This is a genomic window from Psychromonas aquimarina ATCC BAA-1526 (assembly GCF_000428725.1).
GTDB lineage: Bacteria > Pseudomonadota > Gammaproteobacteria > Enterobacterales > Psychromonadaceae > Psychromonas > Psychromonas aquimarina.
On record NZ_KE386793.1, the window covers coordinates 49587 to 71510 of the forward strand.

A 21924-nucleotide genomic window follows, 5' to 3' on the forward strand; every position below is an offset into this window, starting at 1 on the left:
GCAGCTGCTTAACCGCCGGGTTTCAGCAGCAGCGGCAGTAAATCCTTAATCACTTTTTTATATGACTCTGTATCAGAGTGCATAACGTTACCCCAGTTAAGATAACAGTTAAAAACCTGCGCTCGGCTTTCCTGTTCGCTCTCTGCAAAACCGGCATCAGCAAAAGCCTGTTTAATAACGGTCATGCGCCGTATGTGCATCTTGTCAAATACGATAAGAGCGGCTGGATCATGGCTGGCCCAGGCGCGGATCGCCAGCTCATATTTTGCCAGCTGCTGTCCGATAACGGTATCTGCTATCGCCTGCAGGCGCTGTCCTGCGTCGAGTATCAACAGTTCTGGACTGTCCGTCAGCACCGTATTGAACTCTGAAACCCAGTATTCAAGCATATGATCGAGCAGATCCTGGCGGTCTTTAAAATGCCAGTAAAAACTGGTTTTAGCGACACCCACCGTACGTGATAAGCTGCCGATGGTGAGTTTGTCCACTCCTTGAGTTGTCAGCATCTTCAACCCTGCTTCAAGCCATTCATTTTTTGAAAAACGCTGCCGTTTAATTTTATTGGTCATGCTGTTCCTAATTTCACCTGTTTATTTTTGATCTAAATCAATAGGTTGTTTGAAATATAAGCAAAATGCTATATTTTATCACCCTGCATATGTACTAGCTAGTACATGCGGTTTAGTATAGCTCTAATATATGTACCGCGCGGTACTTGGTTCGTCTGGTAAGCGAATAAATCTATTATCTCTAATTAGCGGACGCTTGTTAAGCCTGCAGTCCTATATCTATGAAGATATATATGAAACTGAACGTCTTGCCTCTTGAAGCATGTAGTCAGGGAATTTTTACAATGAAAAAGACAATAATAACTTTTGCACTGCTCAGCAGCGCTTTGTGCAGTGCCGGTGCTGCGAATAAAATGCCGGATCCGTATTCACAGCCGCAGCCGGCTGCCGCGGCCCGTCAGGGAGTTCATCGTTTAATGGGCGCAACCCTGATGGATGCAGGGGCTATTGCCTCCGGGCAGAAAAAATGGAACGGATTTACTCTGCTTAATCGTGTTGATGCACTGGAGCAGATCTCGCAGATGTATAACGATTTCTTTTTTGTGCCCGGCTCATTTGCAGACAGTAATACGCGTGATGATCTGCTGCAGCGAAAAACTGAATTTCAGGAACTTTCTGCCGATTTGAAACTGGCCGCTTTCAGCCTGCGCATGGCTGCTCGTAATCATGAATCTGATGTAGCAATGAAAGCCTTCGGCACAACCATTCAAGCCTGTAATGCCTGTCACCGTAGTTTTATGAAACCCGGTACAGAAGTAATTTTACCTTTGCCGCCGACGCCGTCCGGGCACAAATAATACGAGGTTAAATAATATGACAGAAATAAGACCCGCACTTGAGTCAGATGAACACAAAGTCAGTTACAGCATGGGCTGGCAGTTTGGTTACCATCTGCTCAGCCATAACTTTGACGGCCTGGATCTGGATGTAACCATTGCCGGTATGCTGGACTGCTTCACTGCAAAAAAAGCACCGATTACCGACCAGCAGGTTGAAAGTGCATTTAAAACCATCGTCGGCCGTGTAGAAGCGCAGCGCCAGAAAGAAGCCGCTAGACAGGCTGGGCGCAGTCAGGCCTTTATGTCAGAAAATGCCCTGAAACCCGGAATTATCATGACCGACAGCGGCCTGCAGTACAAGGTGGTTGAAATGGGCAAGGGGCGCCGAGCCGGTGTGGTAGATAACGTCATTGTTCATTATCACGGCATGCTGATCAACGGTGATGTTTTCGACAGTTCTATTGAACGCGGCGAAGCAGCTGAATTTCCAATTCAGGGAGTGATTCCGGGATGGACCGAAGTACTGCAGCTGATGCCTCAGGGCTCTAAATGGAGGGTATATGTACCTGCAGAACTGGCTTATGGTCAAGCGGGCAAAGCACCGCAGATTCCAGGAAATGCCGCCTTGATCTTTGATCTCGAATTAATTGAAGTTGTGTGATTCAGGCGTGCAGATTGTAAAAGAAGGAATGAAAAATCATGAAAAATCAAGTTGAAAACCAGCAGGAATTAGAAGCTGATGATGAACTGCCGAATATGTCACGCCGCAGTTTTTTTAAGAGAACTGCGGCGGCCGGCGGCGCCGCCATTTTAGGCGGGGGCGCAGTATTAGGGGCTTCTAAAGCTTCTCTGCAGGGCTCGCTGAATACTCCGGGAATTATTGTTGACGAAAATTTCAAAGCGAAAGATCAGCGCGATGTGATGTTATGTCATGCAACCAGTTATCACCTGTCGCAGGTTAGAAACCCTGAGCGCGGTGAGCAGTATGCGCGTCTGCATAAAAAGGACTTTAACTTTAACCGGGCGCTGCAGACATTTGAAAACCGCGACCATTTTGATAATAACAAACCTGGTTACGGTCAGGCGGACCGTGCCATCGGGCATGCCGCCTGGTACCCTCTGGTGGTGGCTAAATCCCGTGCGGCGGCTTTTACCCAGCCGAATACGCCGATGCACAGCTGGAGCCAGGCGGATGTGCATGAAGAGCAGTTTGACTGGGGAAGCGGTAAACGTGCTGCTGATATGATCCGCTCGACGGGGCGTTTGTTTGGTGCGGTACGTGTGGGGATCGCGAAGTTTGACAAGCGTTTTGTCTATGATCCGCTTTATGATGTTGTTGAAGAGCGTACTTTGTCATGGGAAAAAGACTTTCCCTTTAAACCAAAATCCGTGATTGTGATTGCCACACCTATGGACTACGACAATGTTGCTACTGCACCGTCCTGGACTGCCGAAGGTGCGACCGGTAACGGTTATAGTGATATGAGCAAAATTGCCTGTCAGATAGCTAAGTTTATCCGCGGCTGCGGCTACAATGCCGTGGGGGCTGGTAACGATCTGGCCAGCTCGGTGGCCTATGCAATTCAGGCTGGTCTTGGTGAAGGCGGGCGTAATGGTTCTGTGATTGTTCCGGGCATGGGGCCGCGTGTTCGTCTTTGTAAGGTATTCACTAATATCGATTTCGACGATGCTTATGATCAACCGCGGACCTGGGGGATCACCGAGTTTTGTAAAAGCTGTAAGAAATGTGCCGATGCCTGTCCTTCCGGTGCAATCAGTCAGGATGATGATACCAGTTTCGCACCAACCTATGAGTTCAGCGATGAGCCCGATTACACCTGGAATAATCATATAGGTATTAAGAAGTTTTATTCAGATGCGAAGAAGTGTTTTAACTTCTGGATGGATAATGATACTTCCTGCCTGAACTGTGTTGCCAGCTGTACCTTTAACGAACCGGATTTCTGGCATCATTGGATGATTATGGCTGTTAACCCTTATATGCCCAAATTTGTGCATAGTCTGATGGCGGAAGGGCACCCGGCATTTGGTTACGGTGGTCAAAGCCGCAATCCGATTCCAGCTAAGGTCGAGAAGTTCTGGGTATCCGGTGAAGATATGCGTACTAATACTTCAATGAAAAATAATATCGGCACAGCCGGATAACTGAGGAGAAAGGTAATGGAAGCATTACAATGGTTTTCACTGGGAATTATCAGTATGTTAGCAATTAACGTGATGGTTTATGTGCATCGGGTTATTGATCTTAAATGGTATACACTGCCGCTGCTTCTGGGCGGGGTGGTGGATATTTTAGTTGGTGTCGCCTGGTGCTGGTCTTCATTTCTAGAAGGTTATCCGCAGTCTGGTGCTATGGGCTTATCGTTGTTCAGCGGATCCGGCTTAGTCGTGATCATTCTGACCTGGCGTCATCTGGTTGCACCGGGGCTTAATATACCCATGATACTTCAAGATGCAAAGTCAGCAAGGTAAATTGTGCCGAGATGTTAGGCATAAAATTGAAGTATAGTCATTCTACATAGAGATTTTATAACAACGCAGATTGGCGTAAGTTGCCTTGCCCTACGGGGCGTTAGCTCGAAAACCAGCCCTGCGTTGCAACAATCGAAAAGTGAATAACAATTACCTCATATTGCGCCTTGCTCTGGTATCCGAGCTAACGCCTGACAAAGCATCTTGAGGTAACATGGGTATAAATCTCAATCTATTTAATCTTATCAGGCCGGTTAACTACCGGCCTTTTCTATCTTCTCTATTTTTCTGCGTAGATTTGTATTTTCATTTTGCATGTTCTGCTTATTAAGCATAAGCTGTCTGCGCAAGTTATAATTGTTCATGTGTTTGTAATTTAAGGAAATAATGATGATAGATTTTGAAAATTCCGCATTTTTTAAGTTAAAGCCGATAGATAACAGTAAAGCAAGAGATGACTTCAACAAGTTCCTTATTGATGGTGAAGAAATATTTGCTGCATTTAAAACAATTCGTGACCAGGTGATTTTTACCAATAAGCGGATTATTGCCGCTAATGTGCAGGGAATTACCGGCTCTAGAATTGATTATACCTCTATTCCTTTTAATAAAATTCAGACTTTTTCTATCGAAACATCGGGCTCTTTAGATTTAGATTGTGAAATACAAATTTATGTCAGTGCGGTCGGCAAGGTGACTTTTGAGATAAAAGGGGAATTTGATATTGTGACCTTTAACCGTTTGATCAGTACTTATGTACTCACCTGATAAAGGGAAAAATTTTTGAACAAATTAGAGCAGCTGCTGGCGGCTTTTATCCGGGCGGAAATGAAAACGGATTTAGCGCATGATTTTGAGCATGTATTAAGAGTTGTAAAAACGGCAAAGGAGTTGTGTCGACGCGAGAATGCGCAGCCTGAAGTCGTTATTCCTGCCGCCTGGCTGCATGACTGTTTTTCATTTGCAAAAGATCATCCGGATCGTCGTAACGGCTCAAAATATGCGGCTGATAAAGCAGTTGAGTTCTTACGCAGTATTGCTTATCCAGAGCAGTATTTTGAAGCTGTCCACCACGCCGTCGCAGCGCATAGTTTCAGCGCGAATATTAAACCCTTAACCATAGAAGCACAGATAGTCCAGGATGCAGATCGTCTTGATGCGTTAGGCGCTGTCGGTATAAGCCGCTGTATCCAGGTTAGTGCGGCTCTGCACAGGCCGCTCTACCGGGCTGAAGATCCTTTCTGCAGTTCACGTGAACCCGATGATGCGCACTATACGATTGATCATTTTTATAAAAAACTGCTGCTGATTGCCGCTAGCGTTAATACTGAATCAGCAAAAGTTGAAGCTGCTGAAAGAACCTTGTTTATGCAGGATTTCCTAAAGCAGTTAAATCAGGAAATTTCTCCCGTTGACGATTAGGCGAACATCACGCCGGCGCCCGCTATTGCAGAGGTTGTTTAGGTATATACTTAACTATAGAGGGGGAAATTTTAGCGTCTGAATTCCGGCTTATTTGTTATGAGATGAACTTAAAGTCAAAATGATTTATTAAGGAATTGTGCAGGGTGCCGATAAGTTAATTAGAAGCAGTTTTAATTATCATAGCAATTCCATTAATTAGGTGATCTATTTAAGCGTAGGAAAAATGGATGAAAGCAAGGCATTGATTGCAGTAACTAGTGCTTTAATTACAAAATCAAGAACGAAGCTAGCATTCATTTTAACCAGCATAAATGAATAAAAAATTACTGGGTTTGCTATTAACACTCGATAGAGTTACGGGAGGATAAATGAGCCAGCATCTGATTACGCAGTTTATCAATCGTACTTATACATTTAAGCCCTTGAATGATGCTAAAATCGCCAATCATAAGCTTAAAAAGTATCAGGCCTCCAACCGGAAAAATAATGTTTCCCCGGAGGATATTGAAGAAAGTACCCATATTCTGCAGAAAATTAAAGTCCGCGCGAAGCAGACTGAGAATGAAAAGGATGAAGTAGAGTCACATATTGATGTCACCGTCTAATTCCTTAAGATTTTTCTCTGCCCTCTGATTTTCGCAAGTGGCGATTGGAAGACTTACTTGCGTAACTTTCCGGGACCGGGGCTTTTTCTGCTAATAAATGTTTTACGGCCAAAACAGGATGCCTTAATAACATACGTGGTCCCGCGTAGCGCATAATCTTTCCTGCCTGTTCACGCTGCTCTTTTTTATAGCAGTGAATCGGACATTTATTGCAGGTTGGTTTGTTTTGACCATAGGGGCAGCGGTCTAATTTTTCATTAGCATAATCGATAAACTCCCGGCAGTCAGCGCAGGGAGCGGATTCTTTTGAGCTGTTATGATGAGCCCGGCAGTAGATCTTAACCATCGCTTTGATGGTTTTGAATTCAATGCCTAATTTGGCCGGCAGAAAATGCTGTTTCCCCATATTTATTAATCTCTTATTAGTGTTTTGTAAATATAGCTGAGATGTTTGCCTATGGAGTTGTGATCCACCTGGTAATTCACGTAGAATACAGTGAATTATTGTTATATCCAAGTTCTCAAGTTATGCTGCTGTTCACTTCCAACCCAAAGAGTTTACCGCTTTGATATCATCTTTTTTTTCATCTTCCGGTGCGTTAAGTAAAAGACTGCCTCATTTTATTGCCCGTGATGCTCAGGTTGAAATGGCCGAGGCTGTTGCTGACACCATTAAAAGTAAACAGCAGTTAGTAGTTGAAGCGGAAACCGGTACGGGTAAAACCTTTGCTTATTTAGCGCCGGCGTTATTATCTTTTGATAAAGCTGTCTCGCCTAAAATCATTATCTCCACGGGTAGTAAAGCCCTGCAGGAACAGCTGTTTGTCAAAGACTTACCGCTGCTGGTGGAAGCCGCCGACTTTAGCGGTTCAGTGACTCTGCTGAAAGGCCGCGGCAACTACCTGTGTAATGAGCGTTTGAACCGTTTTATGTTAGAGAGCAAACATAAAGACAAAGCGCTGCAGATTGAGCTGGTGAAAATTAAAAACTGGTCTTTATCCACTAAAACAGGTGATATCGCCGAGATAGATGACCTTGCAGAAGACGCATTTATCATCCCTGCTATTACCAGCAGCAATGACAACTGTTTGGGACGCGAGTGTCCGAGCTTTGATGACTGCTTTATTGTTAAAGCCCGTAAAAAAGCGATGGAATCAGATCTGGTGGTCATTAACCATCACCTGTTTTTTGCTGATTTAGCGGTAAAAGAGACGGGCTTCGGCGAACTGATGCCGGAAGCGGGTGTGTATATTTTTGACGAGGCTCATCAGCTGCCCGATATTGCCAGCGTTTATTTTGGTGAGTCTCTTTCCAGCCGTCAGCTTACTGAGCTTGCCAAAGAAATTGATTTTGTTTACCGCACTGAACTTCGTGAGGCTAAACAGATGGCTAAAGCAGCTGAGCAGTTACGCTTAACGGTTTTAGATTTTCGCCTGGCTTTTGCTATGGATAAAGGTACCGGAAGCTGGCGTGATAAATCTCGTGAGCGGGTGATGCAGCTGCATGTACAGCGTCTGCAGCAGGTAATGTCCTTCTTAACTGAAGTGATTACCGATCGTCTGGGCAAAAGTGAAGTATTAGATCACTGCTTTGAACGATTAACACAGTTTACTCTGTTATTTAAAAAACTAAACAGTGTTAATGAAACAGGCTTCAGTTACTGGTTTGACTGCACTAAGCAGCATTTTTCATTAAATATTACCCCGCTCAGCGTAGCCGACCGTTTCCAGGTAGAGTGTCAAAAAAAGGAAGCAAGCTGGATTTTTACATCGGCAACCTTGTCGGTAAAAGGGCAGTTTGACCATTTTACCCAGTTGTTAGGTTTACAAAACAGCCGCTGTCTACAGTTAAACAGCCCCTTTGATTATGCTAAGCAGACCTTATTTGTTGTGCCTCGATTAATACCTGAGCCGGGTACTCCCGGTCTTGCAGATAAGTTGATAGAGGAGCTTGCGCCGGTTATCCGCGCCGGTAAAGGGCGCTGTTTCTTTTTATGTACCAGTCATGCCATGATGAATCAGCTGGCTGCCGGTTTCAGACAGGTATTAACCTTTCCGGTGTTACTGCAGGGTGAGAAAAGTAAACAGGCTTTACTCGATGAGTTTGTCAGCCATGGTAATGCATTGCTGGTGGCAACGGGCAGCTTCTGGGAAGGGGTAGATGTACGCGGGCAGGTTTTATCCTGTGTTATTATTGATAAAATTCCATTCAGCTCACCCGATGAGCCTTTATTAAAAGCACGTATGGAAGATGCGCAGCTTAAAGGTAAAGATCCTTTTGCTGAGGTGCAGCTGCCGCAGGCGGTGATCACTTTTAAGCAGGGGGTCGGTCGACTGATCCGGGCGGAGCAGGATAAAGGTGTGCTGATCGTTTGTGATACACGTCTGGTCACCCGTAAATATGGTAATTTATTCTTGAATAGTTTACCTTGCATGCCGCGGACAAGATCTCTGGATAATGCGATAGCGTTTTTGAAAAATATTGATTAGTTTACCCAGCATGGCTTATGTAAAGTCATGCACTCGAGTGCTCGATAATGCGATAGAGTTTTTGAAAAATTACAGAATAAATATTAAGAAATATACAGGCCAAATATGTCTAATAAGTTAAATGTTTTATGTGTTGATACCTCAACGGAAGCGTGTTCAGTTGCAGTACTTTGCCAAAACGAAGAAAAGCAGCAGGTAATTAATGATTCTTTTATGCTTGCGCCTCGCGAGCATACCAAAAAAATATTACCGACGGTTGAGCAGGTACTGCAGCAGGCCGGGTTAACACTGCCTGAAATTGATGTACTGGCTTACGGCCGCGGGCCGGGCAGTTTTACCGGTGTAAGAATTGGCATCAGTATTGCACAAGGTTTAGCATTCGCTATAGAAAAAAAGATGGTTGGCGTATCAACATTACAGGCAATGGCGCAACAGGCCTTTAAAACACAGCAGGCTGCGGATGTATACGCTGCTATTGATGCACGAATGGGTGAGGTTTATTTTGCACATTACCTGCTTAAAGATGAGTTGATGGTAGTGGTAAACGAAGAGATTGTGATTAAACCTGCCGATTTATTGGCGCTTGAATTAGATGCAGCTGCTGATTCTGTTCTGGTCGGTTCCGGCTGGGCTGCTTATCCAGAATTAGCGGCCTATTTTAAAAATGCGTTAAAACTGGACATCGAATTTCCAAGTGCAAAATATATGCTCGATGAAGTTGTGAGTTGCGTAGAAAAATCACAGGCAGTTTTGCCGGAATTAGCGGCGCCGGTTTATTTACGTGATAAAGTGACCTGGAAAAAATTACCAGGAAGAGAGTAGTTAACTATTTTCTTTTATTTAGTGGTTTGGATTATTAATGGCAATACAAAATAATACATCTTTTGTAACAAGACCGGTTAATACGGGGAAAACGGCGAATGTCAAAAATTCGCCGCAGACCAGTGTCAGCGAGCTTGCACCCGTTACTAAAAAAGCCAAATCTGCTGAGTTTTCGATGATTCTTTCTGAAAAACAGCAGGACTCACTTCATAAAACACTTGGATACGATCAGCCCGGTTTTAAGCAGAGAGGCGCTGTAGATGCCTATCAGCAGGTTGCAGTACAAGAGCAGCGTGAAGCGATAATGAGCAGTATGAGTTTTCATTTCGTTGTTTAATCTTTCCGTTTAATTTATTCCTTTATAGTTTATTTTATAGGCCTATTGCATGTTTCGTATTGTTTCTTTTATCGGTTTATTATTATTCAGCTTAACGGCTGTCAGCCATTCCTATTCAATTGATTTGACAGAAAAACAGGCTGACGCATTAGGTCAGTTAATCTGGAAAAATGAAGGTCAGCAGAAACTGCAGCACCTTACTTCCTGGAACCGTGATGAAGACTTCCCATCTCTTGGATTAGGACACTTTATCTGGTATCCCACTGAACAGAAAGGTCCGTTCAAAGAACAGTTTCCGGAGTTATTAGCTTTCTTTGAAAAGAACGGAGTAACTCTGCCGCAGTGGCTGGCTGAAACTAAACTTGCTCCCTGGAAAAGCCGCGAACAGTTTTATCAGGAATTTGATCAACAGCAGTTGAGCAGTTTACGAACCTTTTTAAGTCAACATATAGAACTGCAGGTTAAATTTATTATTTTACGTCTGGAAGCCGCTATTCCGCATATTATCCACAGCAGCACAACAGCACAGAAAAAGATTGTTAAGGAACATATCAAACGCATGACCGCTACACCGGAAGGTGTTTTTTCCATGCTTGATTACGTCAATTTTAAAGGTGAAGGTTTATCTAAAAAAGAACGTTATCAGGGACATGGCTGGGGATTAAAGCAGGTACTGCTTAATATGCCCGTTGAATATGATAATGCTTTATATGCATTCGGCATGTCAGCCGATGAAGTATTAACCAGGCGGGTAAAAAATGCACCGAAAAAGGAGTTCCGCTGGTTAAAAGGCTGGCGGGCTCGTGTGTATGGTTATCAGAAAATTGTTGTGCAGTAGTGCTGTGCTGCAAATTTAACGGCTAAGATCTTATTTGTAATAGGGATTAATTAATTTATTTAGCTATTTATAGTTCACGTTTAGCAGATAAACGGTACAATACGGCAAATTAATTGTTTACTTTACTCAAAAGGTCTCTGTTATGCTTTATAGAATTATGCGCCACTTTTTATTCATGCTAAATCCTGAAAAAGCACATGATCTTTCCATAAAAAATCTGAAATTAACCCACGGTACTATCTTAGATCTTTTATATCGCCAGAAAGTACAGCAGCGTCCGGTTAATGTGATGGGCCTGACTTTTCCTAATTCAGTAGGGTTAGCTGCCGGCCTTGATAAAAACGGTGAATGTATCGATGCATTTGGTGCGATGGGATTCGGACATATTGAAATCGGCACCGTGACACCGGTTGCTCAGCCGGGTAATGAATCCCCGCGTGTCTTTCGTGTTTTAGAATCAGAGGGCATTATCAACCGTATGGGTTTTAATAACCACGGTGTTGATGAGTTAATCGCTAATGTTAAAGACAGCAATTTCAAAGGTGTTATCGGTATTAATATCGGTAAAAACTTTTCAACACCCGTTGAACAAGGTAAAAATGACTACCTGCTTTGTATGGATAAAGTTTATCAGCACGCCGGATACATTGCGGTAAATATTTCTTCACCAAATACTCCCGGACTGCGTTCACTGCAGTACGGCGAAGCGCTTGATGAGTTATTAGATGCATTAAAAACTCGTCAGAAAGAACTGCACGAAAAACACGGCAAGTATGTGCCGCTGGCATTAAAAGTCGCTCCGGATTTAAGTGATGATGAGATTGAGTCAATTGCAGAATCACTGCTTAAATATAAAATCGACGGTTTGATTGCAACCAATACCACACTGGATCGTGAAATGGTTAAAGGTATGTCGCATGCCGGAGAAGCGGGCGGGCTGAGCGGTCGTCCTCTACAGAGTAAAAGCACCCTAGTTATTGCTAAATTTGCGTCCCGTCTACAGGGAGAAATTCCAATTATTGGTGTCGGCGGTATTGACGGGGTTATAGCCGCCAAAGAAAAAATTAATGCCGGTGCAAGCCTGGTTCAGATCTATTCTGGTTTTATCTACCATGGTCCGCAGCTGGTTAAGAAAATCGTGAACAATATCTGATCAAGCGCGAAGCAGGATTTAATATGACCAAAACCGGTCTGATGACGGACTTTAGCCCTAAAGCCAACTGGCAGTGGCAGTTCGATACAGAAAGAGAAAAATTGATGCTGAATATGGGCGATTATTCTATTGATATCGTCTATAAAGCGAATATGCTTGCTTTTCATTCCGCAGATCCGGTTTTTTTTACCATTGAAGATGTTGCCAATTATATTGAACTTTTTGACAGCATCTCATTAAGTGACTTCCCGCCGCAAATATCGTGTACAATTATTGTTCATATTTTAGCGGTGGGACTATTCCATAAACCGCTTATGCCCAAAAGCTGGTTATTTAAATCACTTAACAGCGGCACTCAGGAAGTGAATAAAGGTGACCGGGTAACATTAACTTCCTCGCGGACGGATCAGACTGGTGATTATCTAGTTCTGGAAAATAGTGATGATTTTGTTTTATGTATGTTAGTGGGGGATTCCCATGCCCTGACTGCAAGTAAATCCCTGCAGCAGTTCCAGATTGTAAAAGTAACTCGGGATAAAATATGCCTGCCCGAAGTCGAAACTGAAAACAACTGGAACTCTTACCAGATTTTTTAACCCCTCTTGTTTTGATGTTAGCCTGATCCCACTTTACCTCCTCATACTGTTAATATTTGGTTAAATTTCATGTGAATAAATATTCCAGAAAACCTTGTTATATTGATTTTTTGTTCTGCTTTTTTAGCGTTTTACGCAAGCTTTGACTTTTAATTCGTGAAACATTGGTAAATTTAATTTTCAGCGACTATTGAATTCATTTCTTAAAGTGATTATAAATAACTATCTTTTCAAAAAATTGTAGGTTCTAAATGAGTACGGATACACATGTTTCAAACCGATGGTCGAGTCGATACGCGTACATTTTAGCAGCAACGGGAGCTGCGGTAGGGTTAGGTAATATCTGGAAATTTCCATATATTATGGGGGAAAACGGCGGTGGTGCATTCGTTTTTGTTTATCTGATATGTGTCTTATTAATTGGTATTCCAGTCATGATGGCAGAGGTAGTGATTGGTAAACGAGGCCGCTCTACGCCTGCTAATGCTGTTGCTCATGTGGCAACGGAAGCCGGGCATTCGTCACACTGGTCAATTATCGGTACCATGGGCGTATTAGCCGGTTTCTTAATTTTAAGTTTCTATATTGTTATTGCCGGCTGGGCCGCCGCTTATGTCTTTTACGCCGGCAGCGGCGAATTCAGCTCAGCAGCCGCTGATCCAGCAACAAATGCAGAAGCAATTGGTACTTTGTTCGGCAATTTAGTAAGCAGTGTTCCGCAGCTGCTTGTCTGGACAACACTTACTATGACAGCCGTTATCTATGTGATATCAAAAGGTGTTAAAGGCGGTCTGGAAACAGCCGTCACATATTTAATGCCGGCATTATTAGTACTGCTTGTGGCTATTATGACCTACTCTGCCGTTGTAGGTGATTTTGCGGCCGCTTTTTCATTCATGTTTGATATTGACTTCTCTAAGCTGACCATTGAAGGTGTATTAGTGGCGCTTGGCCATGCATTTTTCACCCTTAGCTTAGCGTCAGGTATCATGATGGTATACGGTGCCTACCTGCCTGACGGCGTATCGATTGCAAAAACCTCTATTATGATTGCGATTGCCGATACTATGGTTGCTTTAATTGCCGGCCTAGCGATTTACCCGATTGTATTTGCCCATGGTTTAGAGCCGAGTGCCGGTCCGGGACTATTATTCCAGTCGCTTCCAATTGCCTTCGGCTCAATGCCGATGGGTGATGTCGTCGGTACAGTATTCTTTGTTATGATTGTGTTTGCCGCCTTTACTTCAGCAATTGCACTGCTTGAAGCGACTGCTGCTTATCTTGAAGAACGACAGGGGATGCCTCGTGTTAAAGCCGCGATTACAGCTGGTATTGCTATCTGGATCTGCAGTCTTGGTACGGTATTTTCTTTAGCAGGCACAGAGTGGGCGCAAATTAACTTTGGCTTTATGGGCAGCAATATATTTGACATGCTGGATTATCTGACTGCCAATATTTTAATGCCTCTTGGTGGCTTATTAATTTCAGTCTTTGTCGGCTGGATAATGAAAACCGAAGTGATCAAAGAAGAGTTCAATCTTGCACAGTGGCAGTTTACAACTGTAATGGTACTGCTTCGCTGGGTTGCGCCGCTGGGTATTCTGTTCGTATTTGCTAACTCAGTTGGTTTATTAGATGTTATTAAATAACCTGCCGAGTTTTTAATATAAAAACCGTTTAGGTAAAACTAAGCGGTTTTTTTATGCCTGCTGGCAAGTGCTCTACCGGGCTACCGTATTAGCCGAACCCGGTATTCTGTTCGTATTTGCTAACTCAGTTGGTTTATTAGATGTTATTAAATAACCAGCCGAGTATTTAATATAAAAACCGTTTAGGTAAAACTAAGCGGTTTTTTTATGTCTACTGATAAATTTTTCTGAGTAGTTAATTTAGATGTTTTTTCGAATAATTTAATTCAAACAGAAATTCATAACTTTTTATTGCTGTTTAATGGCGCTTTAAGGTGTCTGTGGCGTGTTGTTTTTGTTTTGTCGATACGCGTGTTGGGTTTGTGGTTTTTGTTGTTTAGAGCGGCTTGTGTTGGTTTTGTGTTTTTTACTGCTGAAATGGAATTTACACTACTGCAGAGGGCAGAAAAGCAGCTTAGAAAGCTGCTTTTTCAATTTTATCGTTCAGTCAGCAGACAATTAGTCCATTTTTACTGCACGTAAAATAACGAATTTTTTGTTCTCTGTTACTAATTCACAGTTACCAAAAATACGCTCTAATTTATCCTGATAATCAAGATGACGGTTACCGACAATAACTAATTCACCATTACCTGCTAAACAGAAGTGTGCATCATTAAACATGCTCCAGGCGATATGATCTGTGATTGCCTGCTGCTGATGGAACGGCGGGTTACATAAAATAAGATCGTAACTGCGCGGTTTGAAACCAACTAAACCGTTGTTAACGACAAAACGCGCCGTTTCACTTTCTTCTTCTTCGAAGTTTTTCAGCATATTGATACGGGCGGAATCAACAGCCATATACGATTCATCAATAAATGTGATTTGTGCGTCCGGGTAAGCCTGCGCCGCCGCCATACCAACAACACCGTTACCACAGCCTAAATCGACAACTTTAGTGAAGTCACCTTCAGGCAGGTTATCCATTAAGTATCTTCCGCCGATATCTAAGTGGTTACGTGAAAACACATTAGCATGGTTGTGAATTTTCCACTGCTGCTTTTCTATTTCCCAGGTAAGTGCAACTTCTTTTTCCGGTATTTCTTTCTGCTCAACCAGGCTGAAAATTAAACGTGATTTCTTTTTCGCTAATGAGGTTTTTGTTGTGCCTATGTACTGTTCAAACAGCTGCAGAGTGGAGTTATGAATCATGTTCACTTTACCCGCCGCTACAATAATTGTGTCCGGAGATACTACGCTGCGCAGCTGCTGCAGAATATATTCAAGGTAAGAAAGTGTTTTTGGTACTTTAATTAAAACCACTTTTACATTTTCTGGAAAAGACTGCAGGCTGTCCTGAAGTAAAATATTATGTTCAGGGCAGTTATTGCGCTGCATATTTAACTTAATAGAGCTGAGAGACAGGTACGAATCAGTAATAACAGTTCGTTCAAAATCCTGGAAGAAGCAGCTTAATGCGCCGAATCCGTCATTGATCAGCAGCATCTGTTCGCCTTCACCGATATGTTTACCCAGTTCATTCTCTGTGAAGTAGTTAATCAGGTATTCATCAGCAGAATCCCAAGCCTGCAGTGTTTCTTTTTTATGTCTTGGGTGACGATGCAGAACCAGTTCCTGGTCTGCAATATTTAATGATTCATTCATCGGATTTTGCCTAGTTGTAATATACCTGCATTAAGCAGTCTGGGTATAAAGTGTAATAAAAAAAGTATTTTAGCCTGATCGCACCCTTTATACCAATGCTAATAGTAATTAACGGAGAACAAATTATGTTTTTAGTAGTCTGCGGCAAATCCTGCTTAATGATTAACCTGTATCAGCTAGTTAATACAGGTTAGCTGACAAAAAACCAAACTTTTGTTTGTCTTGAAAGATAGGCATAATAGCGCCACTTTCATTTCCCTATTTTTTTAAAGGTGTTAACTCATGCCAATTAAAACTGCTCTGTTAGAGCGCAGTAACTGCACATGTGAATTATGTGGTGCGTCAGATAATCTTTCTGTTTTTGAAGTACCGCCGGTTGTAGAGCCTAACTCTGATAAATCAGTATTAGTTTGTGAAACCTGTTTATCACAAATTGAAAAAAATACTGATATGAATAATAACCACTGGCGCTGCCTGAATGACAGCATGTGGAGTCAGGTGCCGGCTGTGCAGGTTACTGCATTCCGCATGTTGACCCGTTTGGCGGTAACAGAAGGCTGGGCGCAGGATCTGCTTGATATGATGTATATGGAAGATGAAGCCAAAGCATGGGCTGATTACGGTGTTGCCGCTGATAATATTGAGGAAGCCGCACCGACTCGCGATTCTAACGGCACAATTTTAGCTGCTGGTGATAATGTAACGTTAATCAAAGACTTAGATGTTAAAGGCGGTAACTTTACGGCGAAGCGTGGAACACCGGTACGTAATATCTCATTAACGGATAATCCTGAGCATATCGAAGGCCGTGTAAACGGCGTGCGTATTGTATTGTTAACCTGTTACCTGAAAAAAATGCCTCTTTTCGAAGACTAGAAGCTGTATAACAAATTAACTGTTATTTGTACTTTATAAACCCGTTTTGTGATTTGCTTTGAAACTATTCAGCAAATAACACTGCGGTTTTTTTTATATCTGTAATAATAAATTATGTCATAACTATTTGATTTATGTTCTGTTGTATTTACAGGGAGTTCCTATGCTTGATTATCTTGCCCTCGGCATTTTAATATTTGTTGTTATTACCCTCTTCTACGGGGTTATTGTTATCCATGATATCCCTTATGAAATTGCTAAACACCGTAATCACCCGCATCAAGATGCTTTACATGTAGCAGGCTGGGTAAGTTTATTTACCCTGCATGTTTTATGGCCGTTTTTATGGATCTGGGCAACCTTGTACCGAGAAGACCGCGGCTGGGGTTTTGTTAATAAAGAAGAACCACAGCAATTTGAAAAAAGCCCAACCCGGCAGCAGTTTTCAGCATTACAAACACGCATCGAACTGTTAGAGCAGCAGCTTGCCGCACAGAATACTGCAGTACAGGAGCTTGCCGCACAAAATAAAGCTTTGCAGGATAAAGACTCACCACAGAAAACTGCCGAAAGGGCCCCGCTAGAGGAAGTCAGGGATGCGCTTTATGATCCGTCAGATGAAACGGTTGCGTTTGATCTAAGCAAGTTTGAAGGAGAGAAATAATGGATTTAATACTTATTTTAACCTACACGGCGATCTGTATTGCAGTCTTTAAAATATTTAAAATACCGCTTAATAAATGGTCCGTACCTACGGCTGTTCTAGGCGGTATTGTTTTAATCGGTACATTAGTTTTTCTGATGAACTACAACCATCCTTATTCAGAGGTCAGTCGTGAATATTTCGTTTCAACACCTGTAGTGCCGGCAGTAAGAGGAGCAGTTGCTTCAGTTGATGTTGAAGCGAATACTCCGGTTAAAGCCGGGGATCTGTTATTTACTATCGATCCCGTGCCTTATCAGAACAAAGTTGACTCATTAGCGGCGCAGTTAAAATCAGCTGCTTCTGATTATCGGCGTGCAGTGCAGCTGAAAAAGAAAAAGATAGGCAAACAGCGTGATGTGGATGTAACTCTGGCAGCTGTTAATGATTTAACGGCAAAACTTGCTGATGCAGAATATGATCTGCAGCGTACTGAAGTGAGAGCCGCCAGTGACGGTTTTGTCTCGCAGATGATGGTCTATCCTGGTTTATATGTGGTGCCTATGCCGCTGCGTCCGGCAATGGTATTTGTTCAGGAAACATCATTTATCTATGTCGGCTGGTACCGCCAGAACAGTATATTGCGCCTGCAGCCGGGTTATGAAGCCGAGATGGCTTTTGATGCTTTACCGGGAAAAGTGTTCAGCGGTGAAGTGGTCCAGGTTTTACCGGTAATAGCTGAAGGTGAAGTGCAGGCTAACGGCAGCTTAGTCAACTTAGGTCTAGGTTCTCTGCGTCCAGGCCGAGTGCCTGTACAGATTAAAATTACCGATCCGGATTTTATTCAGTATGCGGCTCAGATACCGGGCGGCTCATACGGGCAGAGTGCTGTTTATTCAGATCATTTTACTCATGTCGCAATTATGCGCCGCATCATCTTACGTATGTCCTCATGGATGAGTTATATTTTCCCATTCCATTAGCAGATATAAGAAGTTAGATACTGATTGAAATGCTAAAGGCGGATAGGAAGCTGCTATTCGCCTCTTTATATAAGCTGATAAGGGAGGATATGCATTTGGAGTGGGGGGAGTATAGACTTTATTCAGATAAATCCAGAGTGGATATTAAGGCTGTGAAAAGCTTGCTTGAGCAGTCTTACTGGGCAGATAAAAGAGATATTGAGACGATTAATAAATCGATTGAACATTCTAACTGCTTTTCTGTTTATAAGGGGACCATACAGATAGCATTTGCACGGGTAGTCACGGATTACTGTACATTTGCATATCTTGCCGATGTAATTGTCGATCAGCACTACCGCAAACTCGGCATTGGTAAATGGTTAGTGGATACGGCGGTTAACGATCCGCGCTGGCCGGTTGAACTGTTTATGTTAGCAACGGATGATGCGCATACATTATATGAAAAATATGGTTTTCATCTTAGTGATAAATTAATGGCAACGATTAAATGATTTATACCCAAACCACCTGAAGCTGTATCTTCAAGTAGCTTGGGTATACATACAAAAAAGGGCGCTTAACAGTGCCCTTAATGTTATTTCTTAAAAACTACAGCACTTTCCAAAGCATCTGTTCACCTGCTTTAATCGGTACCACTTGATCTTCGCCGAAAGACAAAGACTGCGGTACATCCCAGCTGGATTTCTCAAGAGTGATGGTATCTGTATTGCGTGGAAGATTATAAAAATCCGGACCGTTAAAGCTGGCAAAAGCTTCTAATTTATCTAATGCGCCGGCCTGTTCAAAGACTTCTGCATATAACTCAATAGAGGCAAAAGCGGTGTAAGATCCTGCACAGCCGCAGCTCGACTCTTTACGTGCGACTGTATGAGGTGCTGAATCTGTACCCAAAAAGAATTTAGCGGATCCGCTGACGGCCGCTTTAACTAATGCCTGCTGATGAATATTACGTTTTAAAATAGGCAGGCAGTAGAAATGCGGGCGAATACCGCCGGTCAGCATATGATTGCGGTTAAACATCAGATGATGGGCAGTGATGGTGGCCGCCACATTCTCTCCGGCATTAGTTACAAACTCTACCGCATTTTTAGTGGTTATATGTTCAAGCACTATTTTCAGATTCGGGTACTGCTCAACAATCGGTGCTAATACTTCTTTTAAGAAAATTTCTTCCCGGTCAAAAATATCAATTTCATTAGCAGTTACTTCACCGTGTACCAGCAGAGGCATATTAACTTCCTGCATCGCCTGCAGTGCTTCTTTGATATTATCTGCTGATGTGACACCAGAATCCGAGTTGGTTGTAGCGCCTGCCGGGTAAAGCTTAGCCGCATAAATCTGACCGGTCGCTTTGGCTTTTTTGATCTCGGCAGCTGTGGTGTTGTCTGTCAGGTAAAGCGTCATTAAAGGAGTGAAGTTAGGCGTAGGCTGAGCAGCTAGAATACGCGCCCGGTAGGCAAGCGCCAGTTCGGTATCAACTACCGGCGGCAGCAGATTGGGCATAATAATTGCGCGGCCCATATAACGGCTGATATCGCGAACCGTGTCTTTTAAAACATCACCATCACGTAAATGAACATGCCAGTCGTCAGGGCGTGTAATTGTAAGTTTTGTTGTCATAAAAAAGCTCCGCAATAGTGGCTAATAAAATTTCCCCGATTTTAAAGCATAGGCAGGTTAAGTAAAGGCCTAATCAGCCCTCTAAGTGATTGTCTTTTTATTCAAATTCAGGATTTATGGAAAAAGCTGTCGACTATTGCGGCTAATAAAATTTCCCCGATTTTAAAGCATAGGCAGGTTAAGTAAAGGCCTAATCAGCCCTCTAAGTGATTGTCTTTTTATTCAAATTTAAGATTTATGGAAAAAGCTGTCGACTATTGCGGCTAATAAAATTTTCCAACTTTCAAGCATAGGCAGGTTAAGTAAAGGCCTAATCAACCCTCTAAGTGATTGTCTTTTTATTCAAATTTAAGATTTATGGAAAAAGCTGTCTACTATTACAAGCAGGTTAATTCAATAACCAGGGAATGTTATGAAACAACTGATACGCAGCCTGCTAACGGCTGCAGTGGTGCTGTACTGTTCAACCGGCAGTGCTGCCCAGTGGTTAGATAAGCTGGATCTGAAACAGTACCCCAACCAGGTAGTTTACCTGGATTTCTGGGCTTCATGGTGTGTTCCATGTCGAAAATCGTTCCCCTGGTTAAATGAGATGCAGGCAAAGTACCAGGAGCAGGGTTTAGTTATTATCGGCATAAATCTTGACCGTGATATTAAAACTGCTAAGCGTTTTGTTACTGCTTATCCCGCTGATTTCCTTTTATATTCAGATCCGAAAGCTGTATTCGCCAGAGAATACAAAATTGCCGGCATGCCGAGCTCTTTTTTGATTTCAAGAGACGGCCGGGTAATCGAGTCTCATATCGGTTTTAAAAAAAGCGAACAGCTGTTATACGAAGCGAATATTAAAAAGTCACTCAGACGGAACAGTAAAATTGAGGAGACTAAGCCGTGAAAATAGCCATCATTATTTTAATGCTGCAGCTAAGCGCCTGTAGTTCATTAGGTGTAGAGCCCTGGGAACGGGATGTGCTGGCACGTGAAGATATGGCGCTGGATAATGCCCCTATTGATACGGCCTATGATGAGCATATTTACTTTAGTAAAGAGGCCAGTTCAGGCGGCCGAGGATTCAGCGGAGGAGGCTGCGGATGCAATTAAATAATAAGCATAAAAATATACGTAAGCTGCTGAAAACAGCTGCGGGTTGCTTACTAGGCACGTCCGGGGCTGTTAATGCTGATTCGACAACGGGCTTTTTTTCCGGATGGCAGACAGATATCGCCGGCTTGGTTTACAGTGAAGTGGATCGGGTAAGTGCCTGGGAACCGCTTATTAATACTCGCAAAACCTTCGATGATGACAGTGTATTAGGTTTTAAACTGGTGCTGGATGTTTTAACCGGCGCATCACCTAACGGGGCAAGTCCGTCGGATCAGATACAGACCTTTACTCGCCCGTCAGGCCGCGGTAGTTATCAGTCGCAGCCGGGAGAGATACCCCTAGATGATACTTTTCATGATACCCGGGTAAGTTTCAGCGCTAACTATGAACATGGTTTAGGCCGGGTTAATAAAATGCTCTGGGGAGCTAATATCTCTAAAGAGTATGATTTTTTTTCAACGGGATTAAGCGCGCTTTATATACATGATCTTAATAAACGTAATACCAGCTTAAGTATCGGTATTAGCGGTGAATATAATATTATTACTCCAGAGGGCGGATTAGTGGTGCCGCTTAGTCAGATGCAGGCCGCAGGTGTCCAGCAGAACAGAGGAGATAGTTCCGACAGCCGTTTCCTAGGGGAACTGCTGGCGGGGATCAGCCAGGTTATTAACCGTCAGATGATTGCCGCCTTTAATTATGGTTACTCGCAGTCTGACGGATATCATAACGATCCTTACAAGGTGGTCTCTGTGGTTGATGATGTGAGCGGTTCATTAGTGCCGGGAGAGACACTTAGCGGGACTTATCTTTATGAAAGCCGGCCTGAGCAGCGCACTAAGCACAGTCTGTATAGTAAAATAAAACGTGCTTTCGGCGATGATTCAGCAGATATTTCCTACCGCTATATGTGGGATGACTGGGGGATTAATTCACATACGCTGAACCTGACTTACCGCAGTAATTTCAACGGCTGGTATGTTGAGCCGCATTTTCGTTATTACCTGCAGGATGCAGCTGATTTTTACCGTCATAGTATCAGTGAAAGCGAGGCCGCTGATATTGGCCCTTATTTAAGTGCTGACTATCGACTGGCAGAAATGTGGTCATCAACAATAGGTTTGAAAATAGGTTTTAAAACACCGGACGGCAATCGCAACACTGTGCGTTTAGAGTATTACCATCAGGATGGAGAGCAGAGTCCCTCTGATGCGCTCGGTGTGCAGAAAAACTATGATATGTTTCCAACCTTAGATGCGTTTATTGTACAGTATACCTACTCATTCTAATTAA

General features: G+C 43.0%; 24 protein-coding genes and 1 pseudogene. 21 read left to right on the top strand and 4 right to left on the bottom strand.

What is annotated here, in order from left to right:
- Nucleotides 1–8: 8 nt before the first annotated feature.
- Nucleotides 9–569 (bottom strand): TetR/AcrR family transcriptional regulator, encoded by a 561-nt coding sequence (locus G337_RS0123645; protein WP_028866042.1) that lies wholly within the window; start codon nt 567–569, stop codon nt 9–11.
- 284 nt (nt 570–853) lie between these two features.
- On the opposite strand from G337_RS0123645, the gene G337_RS0123650 reads away from it, so the two are divergent.
- From G337_RS0123650 to G337_RS0123680, 7 genes are all read left to right on the top strand, one after another.
- On the top strand, nt 854–1366 hold the full coding sequence (locus G337_RS0123650) for a cytochrome c (RefSeq protein WP_028866043.1): 513 nt from the start codon (nt 854–856) through the stop codon (nt 1364–1366).
- Nucleotides 1367–1382: 16 nt separating this feature from the next.
- Entirely contained in the window at nt 1383–2009 is a 627-nt protein-coding gene (bamJ, locus tag G337_RS0123655) for a BamJ family beta-barrel-assembly machinery protein (RefSeq protein ID WP_028866044.1), read from the top strand.
- A gap of 38 nt (nt 2010–2047) precedes the next feature.
- Nucleotides 2048–3514 carry a reductive dehalogenase gene (locus G337_RS0123660; RefSeq protein ID WP_028866045.1) on the top strand — a complete coding sequence of 489 codons (1467 nt, stop codon included), beginning with the start codon at nt 2048–2050 and terminating at the stop codon, nt 3512–3514.
- Between the two features lie 15 nt (nt 3515–3529).
- Entirely contained in the window at nt 3530–3841 is a 312-nt protein-coding gene (locus G337_RS28020; RefSeq protein WP_051303577.1) for a hypothetical protein, read from the top strand.
- Nucleotides 3842–4231: 390 nt separating this feature from the next.
- Nucleotides 4232–4609, top strand: coding sequence for a PH domain-containing protein (locus G337_RS0123670; protein ID WP_028866046.1), 378 nt, complete (start codon nt 4232–4234; stop codon nt 4607–4609).
- A gap of 60 nt (nt 4610–4669) precedes the next feature.
- On the top strand, nt 4670–5263 hold the full coding sequence (locus G337_RS0123675) for an HD domain-containing protein (RefSeq protein WP_051303643.1): 594 nt from the start codon (nt 4670–4672) through the stop codon (nt 5261–5263).
- A 371-nt stretch (nt 5264–5634) separates the two neighbouring features.
- Nucleotides 5635–5871, top strand: coding sequence for a hypothetical protein (locus tag G337_RS0123680; RefSeq protein WP_028866048.1), 237 nt, complete (start codon nt 5635–5637; stop codon nt 5869–5871).
- A 4-nt stretch (nt 5872–5875) separates the two neighbouring features.
- On the opposite strand, the gene G337_RS0123685 is transcribed toward G337_RS0123680, so the two are convergent.
- Complete coding sequence (locus tag G337_RS0123685) at nt 5876–6277, bottom strand: nitrous oxide-stimulated promoter family protein (RefSeq protein ID WP_028866049.1); 402 nt, start codon at nt 6275–6277, stop codon at nt 5876–5878.
- A 160-nt stretch (nt 6278–6437) separates the two neighbouring features.
- On the opposite strand from G337_RS0123685, the gene yoaA reads away from it, so the two are divergent.
- The 7 genes from yoaA to G337_RS0123720 all read left to right on the top strand — a co-directional run bounded on the left by yoaA (nt 6438) and on the right by G337_RS0123720 (nt 13755).
- Nucleotides 6438–8360 (top strand): DNA repair helicase YoaA, encoded by a 1923-nt coding sequence (gene yoaA, locus G337_RS0123690; RefSeq protein ID WP_028866050.1) that lies wholly within the window; start codon nt 6438–6440, stop codon nt 8358–8360.
- A gap of 105 nt (nt 8361–8465) precedes the next feature.
- On the top strand, nt 8466–9182 hold the full coding sequence (gene tsaB, locus G337_RS0123695) for a tRNA (adenosine(37)-N6)-threonylcarbamoyltransferase complex dimerization subunit type 1 TsaB (protein ID WP_028866051.1): 717 nt from the start codon (nt 8466–8468) through the stop codon (nt 9180–9182).
- Between the two features lie 37 nt (nt 9183–9219).
- Nucleotides 9220–9519, top strand: coding sequence for a hypothetical protein (locus tag G337_RS0123700; protein ID WP_028866052.1), 300 nt, complete (start codon nt 9220–9222; stop codon nt 9517–9519).
- Between the two features lie 49 nt (nt 9520–9568).
- Nucleotides 9569–10357, top strand: a complete 789-nt coding sequence (locus tag G337_RS0123705) for a hypothetical protein (RefSeq protein WP_028866053.1) — start codon at nt 9569–9571, stop codon at nt 10355–10357.
- Between the two features lie 142 nt (nt 10358–10499).
- Entirely contained in the window at nt 10500–11510 is a 1011-nt protein-coding gene (gene pyrD, locus G337_RS0123710) for a quinone-dependent dihydroorotate dehydrogenase (protein WP_028866054.1), read from the top strand.
- Between the two features lie 23 nt (nt 11511–11533).
- Nucleotides 11534–12106: a cell division protein ZapC domain-containing protein gene (locus tag G337_RS0123715; protein WP_028866055.1), complete on the top strand. Its 573-nt coding sequence runs from the start codon at nt 11534–11536 to the stop codon at nt 12104–12106.
- Nucleotides 12107–12357: 251 nt separating this feature from the next.
- A complete protein-coding gene (locus G337_RS0123720) occupies nt 12358–13755 on the top strand; it encodes a sodium-dependent transporter (RefSeq protein ID WP_028866056.1) in 1398 nt (465 codons plus the stop codon).
- 498 nt (nt 13756–14253) lie between these two features.
- Here G337_RS0123720 and G337_RS0123725 read toward each other — a convergent pair whose 3' ends face one another.
- Entirely contained in the window at nt 14254–15402 is a 1149-nt protein-coding gene (locus tag G337_RS0123725) for a methyltransferase (protein WP_028866057.1), read from the bottom strand.
- Nucleotides 15403–15684: 282 nt separating this feature from the next.
- Here G337_RS0123725 and G337_RS0123730 point away from each other — a divergent pair, with 282 nt between their 5' ends.
- The 4 genes and pseudogenes from G337_RS0123730 to G337_RS0123745 all read left to right on the top strand — a co-directional run bounded on the left by G337_RS0123730 (nt 15685) and on the right by G337_RS0123745 (nt 18398).
- The gene (locus tag G337_RS0123730; protein WP_028866058.1) at nt 15685–16278 is read left to right on the top strand and encodes a PhnA domain-containing protein; all 594 of its coding nucleotides are present in this window, start codon (nt 15685–15687) and stop codon (nt 16276–16278) included.
- Nucleotides 16279–16441: 163 nt separating this feature from the next.
- Nucleotides 16442–16669 (top strand): annotated as a pseudogene (locus G337_RS29365) (DUF3302 domain-containing protein); the annotation flags it as partial.
- A 272-nt stretch (nt 16670–16941) separates the two neighbouring features.
- The gene (locus G337_RS0123740) at nt 16942–17904 is read left to right on the top strand and encodes an HlyD family secretion protein (protein WP_028866059.1); all 963 of its coding nucleotides are present in this window, start codon (nt 16942–16944) and stop codon (nt 17902–17904) included.
- 152 nt (nt 17905–18056) lie between these two features.
- Nucleotides 18057–18398: a GNAT family N-acetyltransferase gene (locus tag G337_RS0123745; protein WP_245597707.1), complete on the top strand. Its 342-nt coding sequence runs from the start codon at nt 18057–18059 to the stop codon at nt 18396–18398.
- 97 nt (nt 18399–18495) lie between these two features.
- On the opposite strand, the gene pyrC is transcribed toward G337_RS0123745, so the two are convergent.
- Entirely contained in the window at nt 18496–19527 is a 1032-nt protein-coding gene (gene pyrC, locus G337_RS0123750; RefSeq protein ID WP_028866061.1) for a dihydroorotase, read from the bottom strand.
- A gap of 412 nt (nt 19528–19939) precedes the next feature.
- On the opposite strand from pyrC, the gene G337_RS0123755 reads away from it, so the two are divergent.
- Genes G337_RS0123755 through G337_RS0123765 form a run of 3 tightly spaced genes read left to right on the top strand, consistent with a single transcriptional unit; the run spans nt 19940 to nt 21920 of the window.
- Complete coding sequence (locus G337_RS0123755) at nt 19940–20422, top strand: TlpA disulfide reductase family protein (RefSeq protein ID WP_028866062.1); 483 nt, start codon at nt 19940–19942, stop codon at nt 20420–20422.
- A gap of 20 nt (nt 20423–20442) precedes the next feature.
- Nucleotides 20443–20628: a DUF4266 domain-containing protein gene (locus G337_RS0123760; protein WP_051303649.1), complete on the top strand. Its 186-nt coding sequence runs from the start codon at nt 20443–20445 to the stop codon at nt 20626–20628.
- Nucleotides 20619–21920 carry a DUF3570 domain-containing protein gene (locus G337_RS0123765; RefSeq protein WP_028866064.1) on the top strand — a complete coding sequence of 434 codons (1302 nt, stop codon included), beginning with the start codon at nt 20619–20621 and terminating at the stop codon, nt 21918–21920. The genes G337_RS0123760 and G337_RS0123765 overlap by 10 nt, the downstream gene beginning before the upstream one ends.
- Nucleotides 21921–21924 lie beyond the last annotated feature (4 nt).